Raw genomic sequence first — 24,612 nt, 5'->3', positions numbered from 1 at the left:
GCTGCCCGCAGGCAGTCCAAAAACAATGATGTAAAAACAAGAGCTGCCTGCGCCTGATTGCTCAGGGTTTGGCAGCTCTTTCTATCTGCAACTGCCTGTTGTCAGGCGGTTGCAGCTATGGATTGCGTAGCGAAGCTTAGACGCGCTTGGCCAGCTCGGCAGCCTTGCCGATGTAGCTGGCAGGCGTCATGGCCAGCAGGCGATCCTTGTCGGCCTGGGGGATTTCCAGGCTGTGGATCAGCTTGTGCAGGTCTTCGGCCAGCACGGTCTTGCCGCGCGTGACTTCCTTGAGCTTTTCGTAAGCGCCTTGCACGCCATAGCGGCGCATCACGGTCTGGATGGGCTCGGCCAGCACTTCCCAGGCGTGGTTCAGATCGTCCTGCAGGCGCTCTTCGTTGAGTTCCAGCTTGTTCAGACCGGTCATCAGCGAGGCATAGGCCAGCGTGGTGTAACCGAAGGCCACGCCGATGTTGCGCAGCACGGTGGAGTCGGTCAGGTCACGCTGCCAGCGGCTGATAGGCAGCTTTTCGGCCAGGTGCTTGAGCATGGCGTTGGCCATGCCCAGATTGCCTTCGCAGTTCTCGAAGTCGATGGGGTTGACCTTGTGGGGCATGGTCGAAGAACCGATTTCACCGGCCTTCAGGCGCTGCTTGAAGAAGCCCAGGGACACATAGCCCCAGATGTCACGCGACAGATCGATCAGGATCGTGTTGGTGCGGGCCATGGCGTCAAACAGCTCGGCCATGTAGTCATGGGGCTCGATCTGGATGGAGTAGGGCTGGAAGCTGATGCCCAGGCCCTTGGGCTCGGCTGCTTCCACCACGTTCTGGCTGAAGTTTTCCCAGTCAAATTCGGGCCAGGCCGACAGGTGGGCGTTGTAGTTGCCCACGGCGCCGTTCATCTTGCCCAGAATCTTCACGCCGGCGATGTTGGCAGCGGCCTTTTGCAGGCGCACCACCACGTTGGCGAGTTCCTTGCCCACGGTGGTGGGCGAGGCGGTCTGGCCGTGGGTGCGGCTGAGCATGGGCACTTCGGCGTAGAGGTGGGCCATCTCGCGCAGCTTGGCGATGATGCCTTCGACGGCGGGCAGCAGCACGGTGTCGCGGCCGACGCGGATTTGCAGGGCGTGGCTGGTGTTGTTGATGTCTTCGCTGGTGCAGGCAAAGTGCACGAACTCGGCAGACTTTTGCAGCTCGGCGCGGCCTTCAAATTGGGCCTTGATCCAGTATTCCACGGCCTTCACGTCGTGGTTGGTGGTCTTTTCGATGGCCTTGATGGCGTCGGCATCGGCTTCGGAGAAATTGGCTACCAAGCCGTGCAGATAGTCGCGCGACTCGGCGGACAGTGGGGGGAATTCGGCAAAACCTGCATCCGACAAGGCGATGAACCAAGTCACCTCCACCTGAACACGGCGGTGCATATAGCCGTATTCGCTCATGATGGGGCGCAGTGCAGACAGCTTGGCGGCGTAGCGGCCGTCCAGCGGAGAAATGGCGGTGAGGGAGGACAGGTTCATGGTGGCGCAATTGTAGGTGCGCAGCATCAAGCGCACGCTGCGCTGGGTTGCTCATGTGCTTGGCAATCCGTCGCCATCCACGGGCGCTCCCTGTGCGCAGGGCAGCGCTCATGACCGCAGAACTAGCGCATAGAATCCAACTACCGGTCTGTCGCCGGTGACCTGTGTCATGGGATAGCTGCTATGAAACTGATAGGCTCAACCTCCAGTGCCTACGTGCGAAAAGTCCGCATCGTGCTCGCTGAAAAAAAGCTGGACTACCAATTCGTCGAGGAAAACCCCTGGGAGGCCGAGCGCACGCCCGGTACCGGCAATCCTCTGGGCAAAGTGCCGCGTCTGATCATGGAGGGCAGCGAAGCCATCTTCGACTCGCGGGTCATTGTTGAATACCTGGACACCCTGTCACCCGTGGGCAAGCTCATTCCGGGCACCGGCCGCGAGCGGGCCGAGGTCAAGACCTGGGAAGCGCTGGCGGATGGACTGCTGGATGCGGGCGCGCTGGCACGCCTGGAAGCCACCTGGCCCGGCCGCACCGACGAGCAGCGCTCTCAGGCCTGGATGGATCGCCAGCTGGGCAAGATCAAGGCGGCGCTGAAAGTCATGTCACACGGCCTGGGCGAGAAGCCGTTTTGCTGCGGCGGCACGCATCTGACGCTGGCCGATATCAGCGTGTGCTGCGCTCTGGCCTGGCTGGATTTCCGCTTTCCCGAGCTGGACTGGCGTGCCGATCACCCCAATCTGGACACGCTGCTGAGCAAGATCGGCGCTCGCCCCAGCTTTGTCGCGACCGTGCCCCACTGAGCGGGGTGCGTACCCAAGAAAAAGGCCGCTGTGCAGCGGCCTTTTTTCTTTGCTTGTTAAAAAAGTTGCGAAGCATCCCGAAACGAATTAAGAGAGGGAGGGAGGAGAAGCGCTCCGGGCCTTCATTGGGCTATACCCAAAGTCTTCGCAACATGAAACTAGGTTGTGCTTGTCCTGTCAATCCAACACATGCTTGATAGATGCGTCACTCTTGCAGAAGTTCAAGCCTCTGTGGCGCTCAAGTTGTAACAGTTTAGAGCTTGATGGCGGCCGCGCTGTAGGCCGCTTTTGACGAATCGTGAGAGTGCTCACTCTTTGAGTGTCAGGGCTGCGGTTTGGGCGGGGATCCGTACATCCGCAGCGCGGCCGTGGCCCAGCTGTGGATGGATTGGGAAAACGCTCAATCGCCTGTTTTGGCAAACACCGCGTTCCAGAGCGCCAGCACGGCATTGCGTGGCTGGCGGGCCTGTTCAGGCTCAAGCTGGCCCGGTTGCTCGTCCAGCCGTGCCACGTGCTGCAGGCGGCGCAGCTCGCGGTAGGCCTTGGCGGCCTCGTAGCCAACGCCCTTGGGTAGCAAACCGGCATCTTCTGCGCGCTGCAGCAGGGCGATATTGCCCACGTTGGCAATCAGCTCGCGGTGGGCTGCAGATTGCGACAGCACCAGGTATTGCACGGCAAATTCCACATCCACCATGCCGCCGGCGCTGTGCTTGACGTCGAACAGCTGACCGCGCACCGGATGAGCGCTGCGCACGCGCTCGCGCATGGTTTCGATTTCGCTGCGCAGGGAAACCGGGTCGCGCGGGGCGGTGATGACGGCTTCACGCACGGCGTCAAAGCGCTCGTGCAGATGCATATCGGTCATGGGCTGGCCGGGCGGCGGCGGAAAGTCGCGGCTGCCCAGCACAAAGCGGGCGCGGGTCATGGCCTGGTGCTCCCAGGTCCAGGCGGTGTTGCTGCCGCGCTGCTGCTGGTAGTTGGCGTAGGACTCGAAGCTGGTCACCAGCAGACCGGAGTTGCCGTTGGGGCGCAGGGCGGTGTCGATCTCGAACAGATCGCCTTCGCCGGTCTTGACGGTGAGCCAGTTGATGAGCTTGCGCACAAAAGCGGCATAGACCTCGGGGGCGCGGTCGTCGTCGTCGTCGAACACAAAGACGATGTCCAGGTCGCTGCCGTAACCCAGCTCCTTGCCACCCAGCTTGCCGTAGCCAATGATGCCGAAGCGGGGCGAATCGCGGTGGCGGTTCTTCAGGCGTGCCCAGCACCACTGGGCGGTGACGCGCAGTATGCAGTCGGCCAGGGCGCTCAGGTCGTCGGCCACCTGTTCCACGGTGATGCGGCCCTCGATGTCGCGGGCCAGGGTGCGAAAGACCTCGGCATGGTGGGCGCGGCGCAGCAGATTGAGCAGGGTCTCGTCGTCGTCTTCGCCCGTCGATTGCAGGGCGGCCAGGCGCAGGGCCAGTTCGCGCTCGAAATCGGCGGCGATGAAGCGCTCCTTGAGAATGGCATCGCTGGCCAGCTCGTCAATCACGCCGGGGTGTTGTTGCAGATAGCGTGCCGGCCAACGTGCGGCACCCAAAAGGTGTAGCAATCTTTCATGGACGGCTGGACGCTCCAGCAGTAAAGCCAGGTAGCTTTCGCGGCGCAGCAGCGGCTCCAGCCACTGCAGAAAGCGCCGGGCCGCCTCTTCGGGTACCTGGGCGCTTTCCACCCATTGCGAGGTGCGCTCGACCAGACGGAACAGGCGGGCGCGCGCTTCGTCGCGCAGACCGGTGATGCGGGCGTTGTTGCGCCAGTCCGCCACCTGCCCGGCCAGGGCGGGCGGCAGCAGCTCGATCAGGTTCTCAATCTCCTGCGGCGTGGGTGTATTGCTGGCGGCACCCTTGCCACCGCCGCAGCGGCCGCTGTTGCACTGCTGGACATCGCCGCCCAGCAAGGTATCGAACTCTTCGGCCACGCGCTCGCGGTGCTCGTCAAGCTGGTGCAGAAAGCCGCGGGTGTCGGCAAAGCCCATGGTGCGGGCAATCCACAGCAGATCGTCATCGCGGGTGGGCAGCACATGGGTTTGCTGGTCGTCCAGATATTGGATGCGGTGCTCGACCTGGCGCAGAAAGACATAGGCCTGGGTCAGCGCCTGGGCAATGTCCTGGCTCATCAGATCGGCCCGGGCCAGACGGTGCAGCGCTTCCAGCGTGGGGCGGCAGCGCAGCTCGGGGAACTGGCCGCCGCGAACCACCTGCAGCAGCTGCACGATGAATTCGATTTCGCGTATGCCTCCACGCGAGAGTTTGACGTCGTTGGCGCGTTCGGGATGGCCTGCGCTGCGCTTGGCCGCATGTTCGCGGATTTGGCGATGCAGCACGCGCAGCGAATCGAACACCGAATAATCCAGATAGCGGCGAAACACAAAGGGCAGTACCACGTTGCGCAAGGCCTGGACATGGGGGGACTGCACGGCGGCATAGGGGGCGACCACACGGCTCTTGAGCCAGGCAAAGCGCTCCCATTCGCGGCCATGGATCTGCAGGTACTCCTCCAGCGAGGCCAGCGAGACAGCGGGCGCACCCGAGTTGCCATTGGGGCGCAGCGCCAGGTCCACGCGAAACACAAAGCCGTGCTCGGTGGTGTCGCCGATCAGGCCGTAAATGCCTTTGACGGCGCGGCCAAAGTACTCATGGTTGGAGATCACGCCTCGGCCGTCGCGCTGGCCAGCGGTATCGCCGTCTGTTTCATAGACGTAGATCAGGTCGATATCGCTGGAGACATTGAGTTCGCGCGCTCCGAACTTGCCCATGCCTATGACCCACAGCTGCACGGGCTGGCCGTCCGGGCCTTGCGGCGCACCGTGGCGGGCATCCAGATCGGCTCTGACCTGGGTGCAAGCACGGTCCAATGCCAGCTCGGCCAGCTCGGTGACAGCCTTGGTCACTACGGAAAGCGTAGCGTTTTGCTCGCAATCCAGGGTGATGAGCCTGTCCATCACCAGCTGGCGCAGCACGCGCAGGCTGGCCGAAAGATCCAGACCGCGCTGGGCAAGCGTGGCCAGAGCCTGCTCCATCAAGGCCTTGTCGGGTGCCCCCGGCGGCAGAGCATCAAACCAGTTTTCATAACGGCGGTGCAGCCGCTGCTGAAAGCGTGAATACTGGGCCAGGGAAGAAATATTCAAGGCGTTGTCTGCCATTGCGTACTCTGGGAACTGCATACGGACCGCGAAAAATTGGCCATGCAGGCGGATGACCCCCAAGGCAACGCTTGGTTACCGAATTGCCGATGAGGGGGCCGGTCATAATTCCCGCCATTGCTCAAGCCACAGATGATCGAACCGAAACCGCACCCAACTCGCCGAACCCATAGGCTGGCCAGCTTGGCACGGTGGTCACTTGGTGTGATTTTGAGCTTATGGCTTCTGGTGGCCGCCGTGTGGGGGGTGCTCCATGGCTGGATTGTGCCGCGAATCAGCGAGTGGCGCCCCGAGCTGCAATCCCTGGCCTCACGTACCCTGGGTGTACCGGTCACCATCGGTTCGTTGTCGGCCCGGCGCGATGGAATCATTCCCCGTTTCGAACTCGGCGATGTGGTGCTGCACGACCCCGCCAGCGGCAGCGAAGCCCTGCATTTGTCGCGCGTGGTGATAGGCGTTTCCGCCCATTCGCTGCTGACGCTGGGGGTGGAGCAGATCTATGTGGAAGCTCCGGATCTGACGATTCGCCGCGCGGCAGACGGTCATATTTTCATAGCTGGCATCGCAATGGATACCAGGGTCAGCGGCAATAATTCGGCTGCAGACTGGATCTTTTCCCAGCCGGAAATTGCCTTGCGCCACGGCCGGCTGCAATGGGTGGACGAGCTGCGCCAGACCCCGCCGCTGTTGCTGACCGATGTGGATCTGGTGCTGCGCAACAAGGCCTGGAGCCACTCGCTGCGCCTCGACGCCACGCCGCCCGAGGCCTGGGGCCAGCGTTTTACCGTCATGGGCAACTACAAGGAGCCGCTGCTTTCCGTGCATGAAGGGCAGCTGGATCGCTGGAGCGGCCAGACCTATCTGGACTTCGCGCAGATAGACCTGTCCCAGGCCGGTCCCTATATCGATACGGCTGACTGGCAGCTGCAGCAAGGCCGTGGCGCCCTGCGCGCCTGGGTGGAAATCGGCCGCGGAAAGCCGGTAGGCCTGGTGGCCGATGTGTCCATCGAATCCCTGGCCTTGCAGTGGAAGGACAGGCCGCAGCCCCTGCAGCTGCAGGCGCTGCAAGGTCGCTTGCGGGTGCGCGAGCACAACGGCTATCAGGCTTCGGTAGAGAATTTCAGCTTTACCGCTGACGACGGTCTGCAGTGGCCGCGCGGCAATCTCTCCCTGAACTATCTGCCCCTGGGCACGCCCGAGCAGGGTCCGCTGGGCGAACGCGGCGAAATCCAGGCCGATGAAATCAATCTGGCCATTGCGGCCCAGCTGCTGCAGCGTCTGCCCGTGCCTCAGGCGCTGCAGGATCAGATGGCGGCCATCACCCCCAGCGGCCTGCTGCGCCAGTGGCAGCTGAGCTGGCGTGGGCCCCCGCAGGCTCCGCTGCAGTTCAAGTCGTCGGGTCGGGTGGAAAAACTCACCCTGCATTCCCAGCCGTCGCCCGAGCCTGCCAGCTACGGCGTGCCCGGCATGAGCGGGATCAGCGGCCGTTTTTCCTTCGATCAGGATAGCGGTGAGGCGCAGCTGAGCAAGGACGCCAGCGTGGCCAGGGCCAGCCTGAGCTTTCCCGGCGTGTTCGAGCTGCCGGAGATTCCTTTCCAGCAACTGGATGCCACGGTGCGCTGGCAGACTCCGACCCAAGGCCAGGGGCGGGCGATCAAGGTGCAAGTGCCTCAGCTGAGCTTTGCCAACGAGGACACGGCGGGCCAGGCCCAGGCCCAGTGGCAGACCGGGGCGGGCACGGCCGCCCAGCCGCAGTTTCCCGGCGTGCTGGACTTGCAGGGGCAGCTGAGCCGGGCCAACGGTGCGCGCATTTACCGCTATCTGCCGCTGGATCTGGGCGGCGATGCCCTGCGCTATGTGCGTGAGGCCGTGGCCTCCGGGCAGGCCGGCAATGTGAAGTTCAAGGTCAAGGGCGAGCTGGATCTGGTGCCGTTCGAAAAGCCCGGCCAGGGGGAGTTTCACATCAGCGCCCAGGTGCGCGATGTGAACTACCGTTATGTGCCAGCCCATTTGCTGGGCGCGGGCGAGAAGCCCTGGCCCGCGCTGACGCGCATGTCTGGCGAGCTGGTGTTCGACAGAAACTCCATGGCCGTGCGCAATGCCAAAGGCTTTCTGGGCGATAGCGCCGTGGTGGTGGACGAGGCCCAGGCCAGCATCGCGGACTGGAATACCACCGAGGTGAAGGTCGCCGCTAAGGCCCATGGCGCGCTGAGCGAGATGCTGGGCGTGGTGCAGGGTTCGGCCCTGGCGGCGCTGACCGGTCATGTGCTGGACGAAAGCCGTGCCACGGGTAGTGCCAGGCTCAATCTGGATTTGTTCCTGCCTACGCTGCACATGGAGCGCAGCAAGGTCAAGGGTGAGCTGCAGTTCGCCGGAAACACCGTCAATCTCATGCCCAGCGTGCCGCCGCTGACCCAGGTGCGCGGGGCTGTGCAGTTCTCCGATACCGGCTTTGCGCTGGCTGGTGTGCAGGCCACGGCGCTGGGCGGTGATGTCAGGCTGGAAGGCGGCATGAAGCCAGAGCCGGTCAAAGCGGGTGCGGGCAAGATGGGGACTGTGAGCAGCCCGGTGCAGATTCGCATCGAGGGCACGGCCACGGCCCAAGGTCTGCAGGAGGCCAAGGAGCTGGGCCTGCTGCCGCAACTGGCCCGCCATATGCAGGGCCAGGCGCGCTACGGCTTGCAGCTCAGAATTGCGCACAGCGAGCCCGACATCAGCTTTCAAAGCGATTTGCAGGGCATGGCCGTTAATCTGCCCGCGCCCTTTGCCAAGGCTGGCGAAGCGGCTTTGCCGCTGCGTGTGAACCGCCTGACGGCTCCCACGCCCGAGCCCGGCACCGATCAGATCAGCGTGCGCTGGGGCGATACAGCGGCAGCGCTGCTTGAGCGCGACATCAGCGGTGCACAAGCCCGTCTGCTGCGCGGCAGCGTGGAGCTGCTGGGCAGCGCCAAGGCCTTGGCCGCGCCAACCGTCAGCCTTCCGGCCAGCGGCTTGCAGGCGCGGGTGGAGCTGCCGGTGGTGGACGTGGATGCCTGGGAAAAGCTGCTTTCCGCACCTGCGGCAGCCGAACCTGCGGCCTCCGCAGCCGCCTCGCCCACGCCTGCTGCCGACTGGCTCTCCTATCTGCCCCGCCAGCTCACGCTCAAGACCGGGGAACTCAAGATCCATGGGCGCCAGCTGCACGATGTCTCGGCCCAGCTCACGCATGCCGGCAGCGTGTGGCAAAGCCAGGTGGATGCGCGCGAACTGGCGGGCCAGATCGAATACCGTCAAGCAACGCTGGCGGAACCCTCGGGCCAGCTGATTGCGCGCCTGTCGCGTCTGGTGATTCCGGATGCCGAAGCCGACGCCCAGCTGGAGGTCTCCCGCGAGCAATCCTCTCCCAGAGAGCTGCCTGCGCTGCAGATATCGGTGGATAACTTTCTGCTGGGCAAGCGCTCGCTGGGGCGTCTGGATGTGCAGGCGCGCAACCTGCTGGTGGCGGGCAGCCCCGGCCTGAGGGAATGGCAGCTTTCGCGCTTTGACATCACCACGCCAGAGGCCGGCTTGACGGCCAAGGGGCGCTGGGCGCTGCGGGCCGGAGACAGCAAGCATCCGGGTCACACCCAGATGCAGTTCCAGCTCAATCTGCGGGATGTGGGCAAGCTGCTGAACCGTTTTGAAATGCCGGGCGTGGTGGCCAACGGTCAGGGCAAGATGCAGGGTGAGATCAGCTGGACCGGCTCGCCCATGACGCCCGATTTCAAGACCATGTCTGGCGGCGTGCATCTCGATGTGCAAAAAGGCCAGTTTCTCAAGGCCGAGCCGGGATTGGCCAAGCTGCTGGGCGTGCTGAGCCTGCAGGCCTTGCCGCGGCGGCTGACGCTGGATTTCCGGGACGTATTTCGCAACGGTTTCTCGTTTGATTTCATGCGCGGCGATGTCAATATCCAGAACGGGATTGCGCGCACCAACAATATGCAGATGAAGGGCGTGAATGCCGCCGTGCTGCTGGAAGGCAGCGCCGATATCGACAAGGAAACCCAGGATCTGCATGTGGTGGTCGTGCCCGAGATCAATGCGCTGACGGCATCGCTGGTGGCCACGGCCATCAACCCGATGATCGGTCTGGGCAGTTTTCTGGCGCAAATGGTTTTGCGTGGTCCGCTGATTGCAGCGGCCACCAAGGAGTTCCAGATTCGCGGCAGCTGGGATGATCCACAGGTGATCGAGTTGCCACGACGTGCAGCCAAAGGCGGTGGCGCTGCCGATGCCGCTACGCCCAAAACAGAGGAAGCCCCATGAAAGTTGCTGCTTTGCAAATGGTGTCCGGCATGGCCGTACCCGCCAATCTGGACACGGCCAGACTGCTGATGCAGCAGGCCGCCTCTCTGGGCGCCGAGCTGGTGGTGCTGCCCGAGTATTTTTGCGGCATGGGCGCGCGCGACACGGACAAGCTGGCATACAAAGAGGCGTTCGGGCAGGGCCCCATACAGGATTTTCTGGCCCGCAGCGCCAGAGAGCTGGGTCTGTGGGTGGTGGGCGGAACGCTGCCGCTGCAGGCCGCTGACGAGCAGCATGTGCTCAATACCAGTCTGCTGTTTTCGCCCCAGGGCGAATGTGTGGCACGCTACGACAAGATCCATCTGTTTCACTTCGACAATGGCCGCGAGCGCTATATCGAGGCCGCCGTCGTCGAGGCTGGCGGCCAGCCCGTGGTTTGCGACATACAGGCGCGAAACGGCGAGAGCTGGCGTCTGGGCTTTAGTGTCTGCTATGACCTTCGCTTTCCCGAGCTGTACCGGGCCCTGAGCGCCCAGGGCGCAGACCTGCTGCTGGTGCCCAGCGCCTTCACCTACACCACGGGCCAGGCGCATTGGGAGTTGCTGCTGCGCGCACGCGCCGTGGAGAATCTGGCCTATGTGCTGGCGCCGGGCCAGGGCGGAGTCCATGAAAACGGGCGCCGCACCTGGGGCCACAGCCTGTTGATTGACCCCTGGGGAGAGGTCCAGGCTCTGCAGGCTGAAGGCGCGGCGGTGGTGATGGGCGAGCTTTCTCGGCAACGCCTGAGCCAAGTGCGGCAACAATTGCCCGCTTTATCCCATCGCGTGCTGTGAGTTCCGATTCCATTCTTTCTACCGATCTTTCCTCCGAGCATCCGGCAGGTTGGCCCTGGCGTCGCTGGCGCATGGCGTGGCGGCGCTGGTCGCTGTGGACGCTGCTGGTGGCCCTGGTGGTCAGCATGCTGGTCACCATGGTCTGGCTGGCCGGGCGCTATGAAGCCAGCCAGGTCCAGGAAAAGCTGGAGCGCGACACCGCCAATGCGGTGGGCGATATACGGGCGTCGCTGAACCGCAATCTGCAGGATTTGCTGGCGCTCAACGCGCCCGACAACGAGATCGCCGGCTGGAAGGTGCGCGCCGCCGAGCTGCTGCAGGTGCGCCGCGAGCTGATGCGCATTCAGTGGCGCAATGCAGACTTTCATGTGCGCGCCCATGCCGAAACCCCGTACCGCGCCGTGCAATGGGAAGACGAGGAGCACTCGCGCAACAGCCTGCTGGGCGATTCTCTGACCTGCACGCATGCGCGGCGGGTGAACGGCCCGACTTATTCGCCCAGCCGCTTTCAGCTTCAGGGAGAAGGGCTGGGCACCGAGACCATGGATGTCTGTCTGCCGCTGACGCAAAGCGGCCAGATCGTGGGCTATGTGGTGGGAACCTACAGCCTGCAAGGCATTCTGATGTCCCAGGTGGGCAAATCCTTGCCGCGCACCCAGGAAGTGTCGTTCACCGAGCCGGATGGCACGCGGCTGGCCCTGGTCGGAGCGGCCTGGCGCGGCTCGCGCATGTTCACGGCGCAGCAGCTGCTGGACTTGCCGGGCAACACCCTGGTGCTGCGCATGGACAGCTGGCATCATGCGCCCAGCGTCTTCCCCAATGTGATGACGGCGTTGGTCACGCTGATGTCGATTGCGCTGATCTCGGTGGTGGTGGTGCTGGTGCGCGACAACCGCCGCCGTCTGCGCGCCGAGCGCGACCTGGGCGATGCGCTGGCGTTTCGCAAGGCCATGGAGGACTCTCTGGTCACCGGCATGCGGGCGCGCAACCTCACCGGCCACATCACCTATGTGAACCCCGCGTTCTGCAATATGGTGGGCTTTACGGCGGACGAGTTGCTGGGGCTGAACGTGGCCCCCTACTGGCCGCCCGAGCTGGCCCAGGAATATATGCTGCGCCGCGACCACCGGCTCTCCGGCATCTCCCCGCCGCCGCGGGAGGGGGCCGAGAGCGTGTTCATGCGCAAGGATGGCTCGCGCTTTCCGGTCCTGATTTTTGAAGCACCGCTGATCAATGCCCAGGGACTGCACACGGGCTGGATGAGCGCCTTCATCGACATCAGTGAGCAGCGGCGCATGGAAGAGCTTTCGCGCTCCTCGCACGAGCGCCTGCAGGCCACGGCCCGTCTGGCCACGGTGGGCGAGATGGCTTCGCTGCTCAGCCATGAGCTGACCCAGCCGCTGGCCGCCATCTCCAGCTATGCCACGGGCGCGCTCAATATGCTGGGGGTTTCGGGCAGCGATGCCGAGCCCGACCCGCGCGAGCTGCACCAACAGCAGCAGGACATGCGCATGGCTATGGAGCGCATCAGCTACCAGGCCGACCGTGCCGGCCGTGTCATCAAAAGCGTGCGGGATTTTGTGCGCCGCCGCGATCGCTCGCGCGAAGTGGTGACGGCGACGGAGCTGTTTGAGGCCGTTTTGCCTCTGGTGAATCTGCAGGCGCACAAGCTGCGGGTCAAGGTGCAGCTGCAGGTGCAGCCCGGCCTGCCGTCCGTGCTTTGCGACCCGACCATGGTGGAGCAGGTGTTGCTCAATCTGGCGCGCAACGGCATGCAGGCCATGGACGGAATCGAGCTGGCTATGCGGGTGCTCACCCTGCGCGCAAGCAGCCAAGAGCAAGCGGATATGTCACGTTGGGTAGAATTTTCGGTAGTGGACTGCGGAACCGGTATTTCTGACGAGATCGCCGAGCAGCTTTTCACCCCCTTCTACACCACCCGTGTCGAGGGCATGGGGCTTGGTCTGAGCCTGTGCCGCACCGTGGTGGAGCAACACGGCGGACGGTTGAGCCACCGCCGGCATCTTCCCCAGGGCACGGAGTTTGTTTTCACGCTGCCGGTCCACAGGGAACTCTGAGAGAGCCAGGATTTCATGGAACCAGTAACTGACGCCACTGTCTACATTGTGGATGACGATGCCGATGTGCGCGAAGCCTTGGCATGGCTGCTGCGTTCGCGCCGTCTGCTCAGCGAATGCTATCCCAGTGCCGAAGCCTTCGAGCTCATGCTGCAGACCCAGTCCGCAGTGCGCCGCCCTTGCTGCCTGCTGTTGGACATGCGCATGACGGGCATGAGCGGCCTGTCGCTGTTCAACCTCATGCTCGAGCGCGGCCAGACCGATGCCATGCCGGTGATCTTCCTCACCGGCCATGCCGATGTGCCCACGGCCGTGGATACGGTCAAGCGTGGTGCGTTTGATTTCTGTGAAAAGCCGTTTTCCGATAACGCCTTGGTCGACCGGATCGAGCAGGCGCTGGCCAAATCCGGCGAGTTCCTGCAGGCCAAGCAGGCGAGGGAGGCGGTGCGCTGCCGACTCAAGGAACTGACCGAGCGCGAACAGGACGTGATGCGCCTGGTGGTGGAAGGCGTGCCCAACAAGCTGATTGCCGATCAGCTCGATATCAGCGTGCGCACGGTGGAAGTGCACCGGGCCCGCGTGTTCGACAAGATGCAGGTCAAATCGGCGGTGGAACTGGCGAATCTTTTAAGAACCCCCTGAGCCTATGCCTTGGGTCCGGGGAGAACCGGTTATCTGTGCTGCCCATTGGTCCTGCACATGAAAAAGCCCCGCTTTGGCGGGGCTTTCCTTTGGGCCTGGGCACTATGCTTAACGGGCTCGTTCGCCCACAAAGATTTCCACGCGGCGGTTGCGTGCGCGGCCGTCAGCCGAGTCGTTGGAGGCCACGGGCTGGCGCGAGCCCATGCCTTGCACCTGAATGCGGGTGCCGCCCACGCCACGCATGGTCAGGTAGTTGCGGGTGGATTCGGCGCGACGCAGCGACAGCGGGTCGTTGATGGCGTCGGAGCCCGTGCTGTCGGTGTGGCCGATGATGCGCACTTCCGCATTGGGGTTGTTGCGCAGGCCGTCGGCAAAGCGATCCAGGATGGGGGCAAAGTTGCCCTTGATGTCGGAGCGGCCGGTGTCAAACGAGATATCGCTGGGAATGTCCAGCTTGAGCTGGTTGTCGGCGGTCTGGGTCACGCCCACGCCGGTGCCCTGGGTGGCGGCTTCCATTTCGGCTTTCTGCTTTTCCAGATTCTTGGACCAGATGTAGGAGCCCAGAGCGCCCACGCCGGCGCCGATCAGGGCTCCCTGGCCCGCATGGCCGCCAGCGATGGCGCCAATGGCTGCACCGCCGAGTGCGCCCACGCCCGCACCGGTGGCCGTGCGGCGCGTGGTGTCGGACATGCCGCCGGTGTTGGCACAGCCGGCGATCAACAGTGCAGAGGCCAGAGCAGCCGTTACGGCCAGATTTTTACGCATAGAAAACTCCTTGTGTTGGCGGCCCTTGAAAGGGTCAGACAAACGGGCTTCAAGTCTGAAGCCATCAAAGCTCAAGCGTAGCAGTGCCACAGGACGAAAATTCGTAAGACTATGTCTCTCATCGGCCAGCAGATAGCCGGTGTGGTCGCTACGGGTCTGTTATACCCTTGCTGTCGGAAAAGCGCTTGTTTTAACGCTTGGGCGGCACATCTGCTTGCTCTTTACCGGCGTCTTCCAGCGGTGAAGGTGCAGCGGTTTGAGAGGGCAACTCACCCTTGCTGCGACCAGAGAACATGGTCCACCACACAATAGCGACCAATATCGCCAACGCCAGCAGTGCTTCGAGCAAAATCAGACCCATGAATTTCCATCTCCTGCGCCATGCCTTGATGGCGCTGATTGTAGGGACCCTGGTGGCCTGCACCACCACCCCGCAGCAGAACGATCCCTCGCCGGTTCCGGATTTGCAGCCCCATGGCGGCACCGCCACGCCACGCCCGCCGATTGCCACCAACACGCCGACCAAGAGCCGCTGGGTGCCGGTGGACTGGTCCGAACTGCCTGGCGTGCAACAGGATTCGTTCACCGAAGCCTGGAATGGCTGGATCAAGAATTGCGAGCGCCCCAATACCGTGTTTGCGGGCCTGTGCACCGAGGTGCGCCGCCTGAGCATTGCCGGCGAGGATGAACAGCGCAACTGGATGATGTCCCAGCTGCAGCCTTATCGCATCGAGGCCAGCACGGGTGGCCCCGACGGCTTGCTGACCTCGTACTACGAGCCCGTGTTCGACGCGCGCCGGGTGCAGGGCGATGGCTTCAACGTGCCGCTCTACCAGACGCCGGCCAGCCTGGGCAAGCGCAAGCCCTGGTACACGCGCCAGCAGATCGAGTCGCTGCCTGAAGCGCAGTCCGCTCTCTCGGGGCGTGCGATTGCCTGGCTGCGCGATCCTGTTGATGCCATGGTGTTGCACATCCAGGGCTCGGGCCGTCTGAACCTGACCGAGCCCGATGGCCGTCAGCGCATGGTGCGCATGGCTTATGCAGGCACCAACGACCAGCCTTACAAGAGCGTGGGCCGCTGGCTGCTGGACCGCAATCTGGTGCGCGATGCCACCTGGCCAGGCATCAGTGCCTGGATTGCCGCCAACCCCTCGCGCGTGAACGAGATGCTGTGGAGCAACCCGCGTTATGTGTTCTTCCGCGAGGAAGAACTCAACCCCCTGGATGCGCAATTCGGCCCCAAGGGCGCGCAAGGCGTGGCGCTGACGCCCGGACGCTCGATTGCCGTGGATCGCAACAGCATTCCCTATGGCACGCCGGTCTGGTTGTCCACTCCCGGGCCCACCGTGGCGCTCAACCGACTGGTGTTTGCCCAGGACACGGGCAGCGCCATTCTGGGTGCCGTGCGTGCCGACTTCTTCATGGGCTGGGGTCCGGAAGCCGGAGATCTGGCCGGACGTGTGAAGCAGAACCTGCGCCTGTGGGCCTTCTGGCCCAAGAGCCAGGCGGGCAGCGCACCGCATCTGCGCTGAGGTCTGTGCATTAGTCAGCTGCTCATATAAAAAGAGCTGCTTGCGCTTGAATTTCAATGATTTCAGATGGTTTTCTATCTGAAATCTAAGAAATTAATGCGCTGGCAGCTCTTTTTTATGGGGCGCGATTACTCCGAGTCGGCAAAGTAGCGCTGCACCAGCGGCGGCTCCTTGCCCCGGTGGTAGGCCAGTTTGCGGTCGCGCAGCGCCACGTCGTCGGCCGTGACGCGGTCAAAGCGGCGAAGGTGCTCGGTCCAGGATTCGTCAACGATCTGCTCCAGATAGCGCTCCGGGCGGCTCATGCTGTGCAGCAAATGCCAGGACAGCGCGCCCTGGCGCATGCGGCTGCGGCGGCTTTCCTGCATCAGGGCGCGGAAATCCTTGGCCCGGTCCGGATCGATCAGGTACTCGATGATCACCACCACGCGGCCGGCCTCGGGCGGCACATCGAATTCGGGGCGCTTGATGGCCTTGGACGGGCTCAGATCCTCTTCGATCTGCCGGTCTTTGATCAGTCTTTGCACCAGCAGCATGGAGCTGACGCCAAACACGGCGGCTACTGTCAGGCTGGTGCGCACGTCGCTCATGGTGGCGACCTGGCCCCAGAGCGCCGCGCCCGCCGCCGTGCCGCCCATGATGGACATTTGATAGATGGACATGCCGCGTGCCCGCACCCAGTTGGGCAGCGCCATCTGGGCCGCAACGCCCAGCGTATTGGCGGTAATGATCAGCGCCACGCCGCTCAAGAACATGGCGGGGGCGCCCACATAGACATTGGGCGAGAAGGCCACCAGCAGCGTGGACAGGGCTTGGACCACAGAGCCCAGCAGCACCAGCCGCTCTTTGGAAAACGCCTGGCGCAGGCGCGGCAGAAAGAAGGCGCCGACGATGGCACCCGCGCCCATGCAGGCCAGCAGCAGCGTAAAGGTGTTGGCACCGCCGTCGGCGTCCGGCCCGTGCAGGCGCTGGGCGGTCAGCGGCAGCAGGGCCATCACGGCCGTGGCCTGCAGAAAGTAGGAGATGGTGCGCGCCAGCACGGCGTGCATGCGCGGTGACTCTTTGATGAACTGCAGGCCTACGCGCATGGCCGAGGGCAGGCGCTCGCGGCCCAGCGGATTTTCCTTGTGGGCGCGCTTCCAGCGAATCAGCACAAAGGCGGAAACGATGGACAGCGCCGCATTGAGCACAAACACCCAGGCGCTGCCCAGGCTGGCAATGATGGCGCCGGCCAGCAGTGGGCCGATGATGCGCGAGGCATTCATGGCCACGCCGTTGAGCGCCATGGCCGAAGGCAGGTGGTGCTTGGGCACCAGCTCGGGAATCAGGGCCGAGAACACCGGCCAGCGCATGGCCAGACCGATGCCGTTGGCAAAAGTCAGCACCAGCAGCAAATGCGCCGTCATCTGGCCCGAGAGCACGGCCAGACACAGCAGCAAGGCCACGGCAGCCACCCAGAACTGGGTGACGATGAAGTAGCGGCGCCGGTCCAGAATGTCGGCCAGCGCGCCGCTGGGCAGGCCCAGCAGAAACACCGGCAAGGTGGAGGCCGACTGCACCAGGGCCACCAGCACGGGCGAGGTGGTCAGCGAGGTCATCAACCAGGCGGCGGCCACGTCGTTCATCCACATGCAGGTGTTGGCCGCCATCCAGATCAGCCACAGCATGCGGAAGGTGGGGCCGGACAGCGGCGCCCAGACGGCATCGGCCGACTTCTTGGCCTGCTCCTCCTGGGCGGCCTGGGCGGCGCCCGCCCTGTCGGCTGCCGTCATGCCCGAGGGATCTTCCAGCAGGATGCCCGAGGCGCCGGGGCCCGGATCCGGCGCTGCCGGGCTGGCAGAGCATTGCGGCTCTGGAGAAAATGGTGTCGCGAGTGGGGGATGAGGATCGTCAGCCATTGATCTGCATTTTGCGGTCAAAAGTTCTGATGTGAACTAATGAAGGTGTAATTTGCAGATGATTGGCTTGCAGCCATTGCATATCAATCGCTTGTTGCTATTAATTTTGCAGTCAATGCTTTAGCTGCGTTTTTTGACTGGCGCCTTGGTGACTCCCGGCGCCTGGCCGGCCATCGCGCCCAGATGGGCCAGCGGCAGGGCCGGGCTGGACTTGATCTCACCCAGGGAAAAGCTGGTCTGCATGTCTTTCACATTGGGCAGACTCAGCAGCGTGTTGCGCGCAAACTGGGCAAAGCTGTCCAGATCCTTGGTGACGACCTGCAGCTCGAAGGTGCCGGTGCCGCTGATGTAGTGGCAGGACACCACCTCGGGCAGCTTGCGAATGGCGTCTTCCATTTCCTGGGTGAGGGATTTGGCCGTCTGCACCGCATCCAGCCGCACAAAAGCCAGCACGCCCAGGCCGATTTTGTGGCGGTCGATATCGGCGTGGTAGCCGCGGATATAGCCGGCTTCCTCCAGCGCTCGCACGCGCCGCCAGCAGGGCGCGGCAGACAGGCCTACGCGCTGGGCCAGTTCGGCATTGGTCAGTCGTGCATCGGCTTGCAGATGGGCCAGTATGGCAATGTCGAATTTGTCCAGATCGTTCACAAAAGCTTTTCTTAAAGAAAGAATCTTGCTCAGGATAGCTGAAATTGAGCAAAGAAAGCAAAGACTTATCCGGCTCCCACCTCTACACTTGAAAGCGGCAATTCACTATCAATGACAACGAGTTGGACGCGGTCCGGCCCCTAGACAGGGCTGGCGCACGACGTCCGGCCACCTACATGGAGACAAGCCATGAATGCCCCACTACCGAACGAAGTGCGCAAAGCACTCGAATCCGTCACGCTCGACGATAAATACACACTGGAGCGTGGCCGTGCCTTTATGAGCGGCGTACAAGCCCTGGTGCGTCTGCCCATGCTGCAACGCCAGCGCGACGCCATGGCCGGGCTCAATACCGCCGGTTTCATCAGCGGCTATCGCGGCTCGCCGCTGGGCACGTACGACCAGTCCCTGTGGGCGGCCAAAAAGCATATGGAGGCGAACCACATCGTCTTCCAGCCCGGCGTCAACGAGGAGTTGGGCGCCACGGCCGTCTGGGGCACGCAGCAGCTTGATCTCTATCCCGATTCCAAGAAGTTCGACGGCGTGTTCGGCATCTGGTACGGCAAGGGCCCGGGGGTGGACCGCTGCTCCGACGTGTTCAAGCACGCCAATATGGCGGGCACGGCCAAGCATGGCGGCGTGATTGCGATTGCGGGCGACGACCACATCAGCAAGTCCTCCACGGCCGCCCACCAGAGCGATCACATCTTCAAGGCCTGCGGCACGCCGGTGTTCTTTCCCAGCAATGTGCAGGACATTCTGGACATGGGCTTGCATGCCTTTGCCATGAGCCGTTTCTCCGGCCTGTGGTCGGGTCTCAAGACGATTCAGGAGGTGGTGGAGTCCTCTGCCTCCATCGAGGTGGATCCCGATCGCGTCAACATCATCCTGCCCGAAGACTTTCAGATGCCGCCCGGCGGCCTGCATATTCGCTGGCCCGATCCGCCACTGGAGCAGGAACAGCGTCTGATGAACTACAAGTGGTATGCAGCCCTGGCCTATGTGCGCGCCAACAAGCTCAACCACAACGTGATTGAAAGCGCGAACGACCGCTTCGGCATCATCTCCAGCGGCAAGGCCTATAACGACACGCGCCAGGCTCTGGCCGATCTGGGCCTGGACGAAGACACCTGCCATCAGTTGGGCATTCGCCTGCACAAGGTCAACGTGGTCTGGCCGCTGGAAGCCACCATCACCCGCGACTTTGCCCGGGGCCTGCAGGAAATTCTGGTGGTGGAGGAAAAGCGCCAGGTCATCGAATACCAGATCAAGGAAGAGCTGTACAACTGGAACTCCGACGTACGCCCGAATGTGGTGGGCAAGTTCAGCGACGAGCATGGCGGCGAATGGTCGCTGCCCAACCCCAGCACCGACTGGCTGCTGCGCCCCAATGCCGATCTGACGCCGGCCATCATTGCGCGCGCCATTGCCCAGCGCCTGAAGAAACTGGGCGTGCCCGGTTATATCGAGGTGCGCATGCAGCAGCGCCTGGCGGTGCTCGATGCCCGCGAAGCCGCCATGAATGCGGCCAAGGCCGACCCTACGGGCGACCGCACGCCCTGGTTTTGCAGCGGCTGCCCGCACAACACCTCCACCCGCGTGCCCGAAGGTTCGCGCGCCGTGGCCGGTATCGGCTGCCATTACATGACGACCTGGATGCCCGACCGCAATACCAGCACCTTCACGCAAATGGGCGGCGAGGGTGTGACCTGGGTGGGGCAGGCGCCGTTCACCAAGGAGGCGCATGTCTTTGCCAACCTGGGTGACGGCACCTACTTCCACAGCGGCCTGCTGGCGATTCGCCAGAGCATTGCGGCAGGTACCAACATCACCTACAAGCTGCTTTATAACGACGCCGTGGCCATGACGGGCGGCCAGCGCGTGGGCGAGCGGCCCGAGGGCCATTCGGTGCTGCAGATCATGAACAGCCTGCTGTCCGAAGGCGTTCAGAAGCTGGTCATCGTCACCGACGAACCGCAGAAATACGCGGGCGCGAAGCTGGGTGAGGGCGTGAGCGTGCACCACCGCGACGAGCTGGACCACATCCAGCGCCAGTTCCGCGAGCTCAAGGGTTGCACGGCCATCATCTACGACCAGACCTGCGCCACCGAAAAACGCCGCCGCCGCAAACGCGGCACCATGAGCACGCCCGACAAGACGGTGATCATCAACGAGCTGGTCTGCGAAGGCTGTGGCGATTGTTCCGTGCAGTCCAACTGCCTGTCGGTGGAGCCGGTGGAGACCGAATTCGGCCGCAAGCGCCGCATCAACCAGAACAGCTGCAACAAGGATTACTCCTGCGTGAAGGGCTTTTGCCCCAGCTTTGTGACGGTGGAGGGCGGCACGCTCAAAAAGCCCAAGAAGGAGAAAAAAGGCAATCTGAACTCCTTGCCCGCGATTCCCGATCCCGTGCTGCCCGTGGCCGAGCAGGCCTGGGGCATTGTGGTGGCCGGCGTGGGCGGCACGGGCGTGATCACCATCGGCTCATTGCTGGGCATGGCTGCCCACCTTGAAGGCAAGGGCGTCATCACCCAGGATGCGGCAGGTCTGGCGCAAAAAGGCGGCTCCACCTGGAGCCATATCCAGATCGCCAACCGGGCGGAGGCCATCTATACCACCAAGGTGGACATGGCCAAGGCCGATCTGGTGATCGGTTGCGATCCCATCGTGGCGGCCACGCCCACCACCATGGCCGTTATGCAGCCAGGCCGCACCTTTATTGCGCTCAACACCCATGCCTCGCCCACGGCCGCCTTTGTAGGCAATCCGGATTGGCAATCGCCCGATACCCGCTGCGTCGCGGTGCTGGCGCAAACCGTGGGCCAGGACAGCGTGGGCAGCTTCGATGCCGAGAAAGCCGCCTCGGCCTTGCTGGGCGACAGCATTTATGCCAACCCCATGATGCTGGGCTACGCCTGGCAAAAAGGCCGCGTGCCGCTGACCCATGCCTCGCTGATGCGCGCCATGGAACTCAATGGCGTGCAGGTGGCCAACAACCAGGCCGCTTTCGAATGGGGACGCCGCTGCGCCCACGATCTGAATGCGGTGCGCGCCCTGTATCAGGCTTCGCAGGTCATCCAGTTCGTCAAAAAGCCTTCGCTAGAGGAAATGCTGGCCAAGCGGGTGGAATTTCTCACCGGCTACCAGAATGCCGCCTACGCCCAGACCTACCAGGACTTTGTGGCCCAGGTGCGTGCAGCGGAGGCGCCGCTGAACCAGGGCACGCGCCTGTCGCAAGCGGTGGCGCGCTATCTCTTCAAACTCATGGCCTACAAGGACGAGTACGAAGTGGCGCGTCTGCACACCGATGCAGCCTTCACCCAGAAGATTGGCGACATGTTTGAAGGCGACTTCAAGATCGTGCACCACCTGGCGCCGCCTGCCATGGCCAAAAAGGACGACAAGGGCCATCTGCTCAAGAAGTCCTACGGCCCGTGGATGCGCAAGGCCATGGGCGTGCTCGCCGGCATGAAAGGCCTGCGCGGCACGGCGCTGGACCCGTTCGGCAAGACCGAAGAGCGCAAGATGGAGCGCGCCCTGATTGTCGAATACCGTCAGTGCATCGAAACGCTGCTGGCAGGACTGACTGCCGACAAGCTGGCGCTGGCCGTGGAGATTGCCTCCATTCCCGAAGACATCCGCGGCTACGGCCATGTCAAGGAGAACCATCTGGCCGCCGCCCGTATCAAGTGGCAGACCTTGATGACCCGCTGGAATGCCCCGGCTTCGCTGGAACAGCCGCAGCCTGTGCCTGCCACGGTGTAAGCTGCAGTGAACTAATCGCGTCTGTGCGCATCAGACAAAGGCCGGGACAACCCGGCCTTTGTATTGGGGCTGGCAGGGCTATTGTTTTGATAGCTGGTTGCGCCGACAATGATTGAATTCAAAAGCATAACAACGAATCATTCGAGAACCAACAAGCGCTAGCCGCTATGGTTTTGTGTCTCCCGTCTGTATTACCGGCTGATGCCCCGCCCATCAGGGATTGTCTGTGCCTGCAGCCCTGTCCCTGCGAGAGGTGGGTGCAACAGGGCCGAATACAATGTTTCGCTAAGCTGCATGGGCCGGAGCACTCTGGCGCATGCAGACATTCTTTTGACAATTCCACTCTTTTCGGAGTTCCGTTCGTGTTTATCTCTTCCGCTTTCGCCCAGACCGCCCCCGCTGCCGCCGCCGAGGGTGGCTTCATGGGTTCGCTGACCGGCATGCTGCCCTTGGTGTTGATGTTCGTGGTGCTGTACTTTGTGATGATTCGTCCTCAGATGAAGCGTCAAAAGGAACACCGCTCCATGATCGATGCGCTGGCCAAGGGTGACGAAGTCGCTACCGCCGGCGGCATCATCGGTACGGTGACTCGCATGGGCGAGCAATTCCTGCACATCGAAGTGGCTTCCGGCGTGGAAGTGCAGATTCAGCGCTCTGCCGTGGTGCAAGTGTTGCCCAAGGGCACATCCAAGTAAGCCCTGCGGCTTTGGATTTCGATAGGGGGTACGGCGCTGCAGGTCGGCGCGCGTACCCGTTGTGCGTTGCTGTAATACAAAGAGCGCGATCATGAACCGATACCCGGTCTGGAAGTACGCGATCCTCGTGATCGCGCTGCTGGTGGGGGTGCTCTACACCCTGCCCAATTTCTTCGGTGAAGCGCCTGCCGTGCAGGTTTCTTCCGGCAAAGCCACCGTCAAGGTGGATCACGCCGTGCTGCAAAAGGTGGAAGCCGCCTTGGCAGCCGCCAACCTCAAGCCCGATGCCCTGTCGCTGGAAGGCACTTCGGTGCGTGCCCGCTTTGAGACGCCCGATGAGCAGCTCAAGGCCAAGGACGTGATCCAGAAGGCCTTGATTCCCGATCCCAGCGATCCCGCCTTTATCGTGGCGCTGAATCTGGTCTCGCGTTCGCCTGAATGGATGGCCGCCATCGGCGCCAAGCCCATGTATCTGGGTCTGGACTTGCGCGGCGGCGTGCACTTCATGCTGCAGGTGGACATGGCCGCGGCCCTGACCAAGAAGGCCGAAAGCTACGCCAGCGACCTGCGCACCACCATGCGCGACAAGAATATTCGCCATGGCGGCATCAGCCGCGATGGCAACAACATCGACATCCGCGTGCGCGACGAAGCCACGCAGAAGGCGGCCAGCAATCTGATCACGGACCAGTTCCCCGATCTGATCGCGGTGTCCCAGCCCGATGGCACAGGTTTCAAGTTGCGCGCCAGCATCAAGCCCGAAGCGCTGCGCAAGGTGCAGGAACAGGCGCTCAAGCAGAACATCGTCACCCTGCACAACCGTATCAACGAGCTGGGCGTGGCCGAGCCGGTGATTCAGCAGCAGGGTCTGGATCGCATCGTGGTGCAGCTGCCTGGCGTGCAGGACACTGCCAAGGCCAAGGACATTCTGGGCCGTACCGCCACGCTGGAAGTGCGCATGGTCGATGAGTCCACCGAAGCGCGTGGCGCGGAAATGGGCACCGGCCCCGTGCCTTTCGGCTCCGAGAAGTACCTGGACCGCAACGGCCAGGCGGTGATCGTGCAAAAGCAGGTGACGCTGACCGGCGAGAACCTGACCGATGCCCAGCCCGGCTTTGACAGCCAGACCCAGGAGCCCACCGTCAATCTGACGCTGGACGCCAAGGGTGCACGCATCTTCAAGGACGTGACCCGCGAGAACGTGGGCAAGCGCATGGCCATCATCCTGTTCGAAAAGGGCAAGGGCGAGGTGGTGACGGCGCCGGTGATCCGTGGCGAAATCGGTGGCGGCCGGGTGCAGATCTCGGGCCGTATGACGACCCAGGAAGCCAATGACACCTCGCTGCTGCTGCGCGCCGGTTCGCTGGCCGCGCCCATGGAAATCATCGAGGAATACACCATCGGCCCCAGCCTGGGTGCCGACAACATCAACCGCGGTATTCACTCCGTAGTCTGGGGCATGGTGGCGATTGCGGCCTTCATGTGCGTGTACTACATGCTGTTCGGCGTGATCTCCACGATCTCGCTGGGCGTGAACGTGCTGCTGCTGCTGGCCATTCTGTCCATGCTGCAAGCCACGTTGACTCTGCCCGGTATTGCCGCCATGGCCCTGGCGCTGGGCGTGGCCATTGACTCCAACGTGCTGATCAACGAGCGCATCCGCGAGGAATTGCGTGCCGGTGCTTCGCCGCAGGCCGCGATTCATGCCGGCTACGAGCATGCCTGGCACACGATTTTGGACTCCAACGTCACCACGCTGATCGCCGGTCTGGCGCTGCTGGCCTTTGGCTCGGGTGTGGTGCGCGGCTTTGCCGTGGTGCACTGCATTGGCATTCTGACCAGCATGTTCTCGGCCGTGTTCTTCTCGCGCGGTCTGGTCAATCTCTGGTACGGCGGCCGTAAAAAGCTCAAGAGCCTGTCGATTGGTCAGGTCTGGAAGCCTCAGGGCGACGAACACCGCTCTGTGGCCAGCCGCGGCGGCAACAACTAAGGAGGAAG

General features: G+C 63.2%; 15 protein-coding genes. 9 read left to right on the top strand and 6 right to left on the bottom strand.

What is annotated here, in order from left to right; translation table 11 throughout:
• Nucleotides 1–136: 136 nt before the first annotated feature.
• Entirely contained in the window at nucleotides 137–1,516 is a 1,380-nt protein-coding gene (gene purB, locus EAO39_RS00595; RefSeq protein ID WP_120970523.1) for an adenylosuccinate lyase, read from the bottom strand.
• A gap of 183 nt (nucleotides 1,517–1,699) precedes the next feature.
• Here purB and EAO39_RS00590 point away from each other — a divergent pair, with 183 nt between their 5' ends.
• Nucleotides 1,700–2,317, top strand: a complete 618-nt coding sequence (locus EAO39_RS00590; RefSeq protein WP_120965259.1) for a glutathione S-transferase C-terminal domain-containing protein — start codon at nucleotides 1,700–1,702, stop codon at nucleotides 2,315–2,317.
• A 400-nt stretch (nucleotides 2,318–2,717) separates the two neighbouring features.
• Here EAO39_RS00590 and glnE read toward each other — a convergent pair whose 3' ends face one another.
• A complete protein-coding gene (gene glnE, locus EAO39_RS00585) occupies nucleotides 2,718–5,498 on the bottom strand; it encodes a bifunctional [glutamate--ammonia ligase]-adenylyl-L-tyrosine phosphorylase/[glutamate--ammonia-ligase] adenylyltransferase (protein WP_120965257.1) in 2,781 nt (926 codons plus the stop codon).
• Nucleotides 5,499–5,630: 132 nt separating this feature from the next.
• Between glnE and EAO39_RS00580 the strand changes: the two genes are divergently transcribed.
• The 4 genes from EAO39_RS00580 to EAO39_RS00565 all read left to right on the top strand — a co-directional run bounded on the left by EAO39_RS00580 (nucleotide 5,631) and on the right by EAO39_RS00565 (nucleotide 13,314).
• Nucleotides 5,631–9,782: a YhdP family protein gene (locus tag EAO39_RS00580; RefSeq protein WP_276209230.1), complete on the top strand. Its 4,152-nt coding sequence runs from the start codon at nucleotides 5,631–5,633 to the stop codon at nucleotides 9,780–9,782.
• The gene (locus EAO39_RS00575; protein WP_120965253.1) at nucleotides 9,779–10,594 is read left to right on the top strand and encodes a carbon-nitrogen hydrolase family protein; all 816 of its coding nucleotides are present in this window, start codon (nucleotides 9,779–9,781) and stop codon (nucleotides 10,592–10,594) included. The genes EAO39_RS00580 and EAO39_RS00575 overlap by 4 nt, the downstream gene beginning before the upstream one ends.
• Before the next feature lie 71 nt (nucleotides 10,595–10,665).
• The gene (locus EAO39_RS00570; RefSeq protein WP_120965250.1) at nucleotides 10,666–12,672 is read left to right on the top strand and encodes an ATP-binding protein; all 2,007 of its coding nucleotides are present in this window, start codon (nucleotides 10,666–10,668) and stop codon (nucleotides 12,670–12,672) included.
• A gap of 15 nt (nucleotides 12,673–12,687) precedes the next feature.
• Nucleotides 12,688–13,314, top strand: coding sequence for a response regulator (locus tag EAO39_RS00565; RefSeq protein ID WP_120965247.1), 627 nt, complete (start codon nucleotides 12,688–12,690; stop codon nucleotides 13,312–13,314).
• Between the two features lie 108 nt (nucleotides 13,315–13,422).
• Here EAO39_RS00565 and EAO39_RS00560 read toward each other — a convergent pair whose 3' ends face one another.
• Together EAO39_RS00560 and EAO39_RS22405 are read right to left on the bottom strand one after the other, a co-directional pair.
• A complete protein-coding gene (locus EAO39_RS00560) occupies nucleotides 13,423–14,079 on the bottom strand; it encodes an OmpA family protein (RefSeq protein ID WP_120970521.1) in 657 nt (218 codons plus the stop codon).
• A 190-nt stretch (nucleotides 14,080–14,269) separates the two neighbouring features.
• Nucleotides 14,270–14,440 carry a hypothetical protein gene (locus EAO39_RS22405; protein WP_162989461.1) on the bottom strand — a complete coding sequence of 57 codons (171 nt, stop codon included), beginning with the start codon at nucleotides 14,438–14,440 and terminating at the stop codon, nucleotides 14,270–14,272.
• On the opposite strand from EAO39_RS22405, the gene EAO39_RS00555 reads away from it, so the two are divergent.
• On the top strand, nucleotides 14,439–15,611 hold the full coding sequence (locus EAO39_RS00555; protein WP_240466865.1) for an MltA domain-containing protein: 1,173 nt from the start codon (nucleotides 14,439–14,441) through the stop codon (nucleotides 15,609–15,611). The two genes, EAO39_RS22405 and EAO39_RS00555, sit on opposite strands and share 2 nt — an antisense overlap.
• A 128-nt stretch (nucleotides 15,612–15,739) precedes the next feature.
• Here EAO39_RS00555 and EAO39_RS00550 read toward each other — a convergent pair whose 3' ends face one another.
• Nucleotides 15,740–17,380 (bottom strand): MFS transporter, encoded by a 1,641-nt coding sequence (locus tag EAO39_RS00550; RefSeq protein WP_162989627.1) that lies wholly within the window; start codon nucleotides 17,378–17,380, stop codon nucleotides 15,740–15,742.
• 246 nt (nucleotides 17,381–17,626) lie between these two features.
• Nucleotides 17,627–18,154 carry an Lrp/AsnC family transcriptional regulator gene (locus EAO39_RS00545; protein ID WP_120965238.1) on the bottom strand — a complete coding sequence of 176 codons (528 nt, stop codon included), beginning with the start codon at nucleotides 18,152–18,154 and terminating at the stop codon, nucleotides 17,627–17,629.
• Between the two features lie 189 nt (nucleotides 18,155–18,343).
• Here EAO39_RS00545 and EAO39_RS00540 point away from each other — a divergent pair, with 189 nt between their 5' ends.
• The 3 genes from EAO39_RS00540 to secD all read left to right on the top strand — a co-directional run bounded on the left by EAO39_RS00540 (nucleotide 18,344) and on the right by secD (nucleotide 24,604).
• The gene (locus tag EAO39_RS00540) at nucleotides 18,344–21,919 is read left to right on the top strand and encodes an indolepyruvate ferredoxin oxidoreductase family protein (RefSeq protein WP_120965235.1); all 3,576 of its coding nucleotides are present in this window, start codon (nucleotides 18,344–18,346) and stop codon (nucleotides 21,917–21,919) included.
• 362 nt (nucleotides 21,920–22,281) lie between these two features.
• Nucleotides 22,282–22,614: a preprotein translocase subunit YajC gene (gene yajC, locus EAO39_RS00535; protein WP_120965232.1), complete on the top strand. Its 333-nt coding sequence runs from the start codon at nucleotides 22,282–22,284 to the stop codon at nucleotides 22,612–22,614.
• A gap of 91 nt (nucleotides 22,615–22,705) precedes the next feature.
• On the top strand, nucleotides 22,706–24,604 hold the full coding sequence (gene secD, locus EAO39_RS00530) for a protein translocase subunit SecD (protein ID WP_120965229.1): 1,899 nt from the start codon (nucleotides 22,706–22,708) through the stop codon (nucleotides 24,602–24,604).
• Nucleotides 24,605–24,612 lie beyond the last annotated feature (8 nt).

The organism is Comamonas sp. lk (assembly GCF_900564145.1).
GTDB lineage: Bacteria > Pseudomonadota > Gammaproteobacteria > Burkholderiales > Burkholderiaceae_C > Comamonas.
The sequence above is the reverse complement of the archived record's forward strand: the minus strand, read 5'-3'. Positions and strand labels throughout refer to the sequence as shown.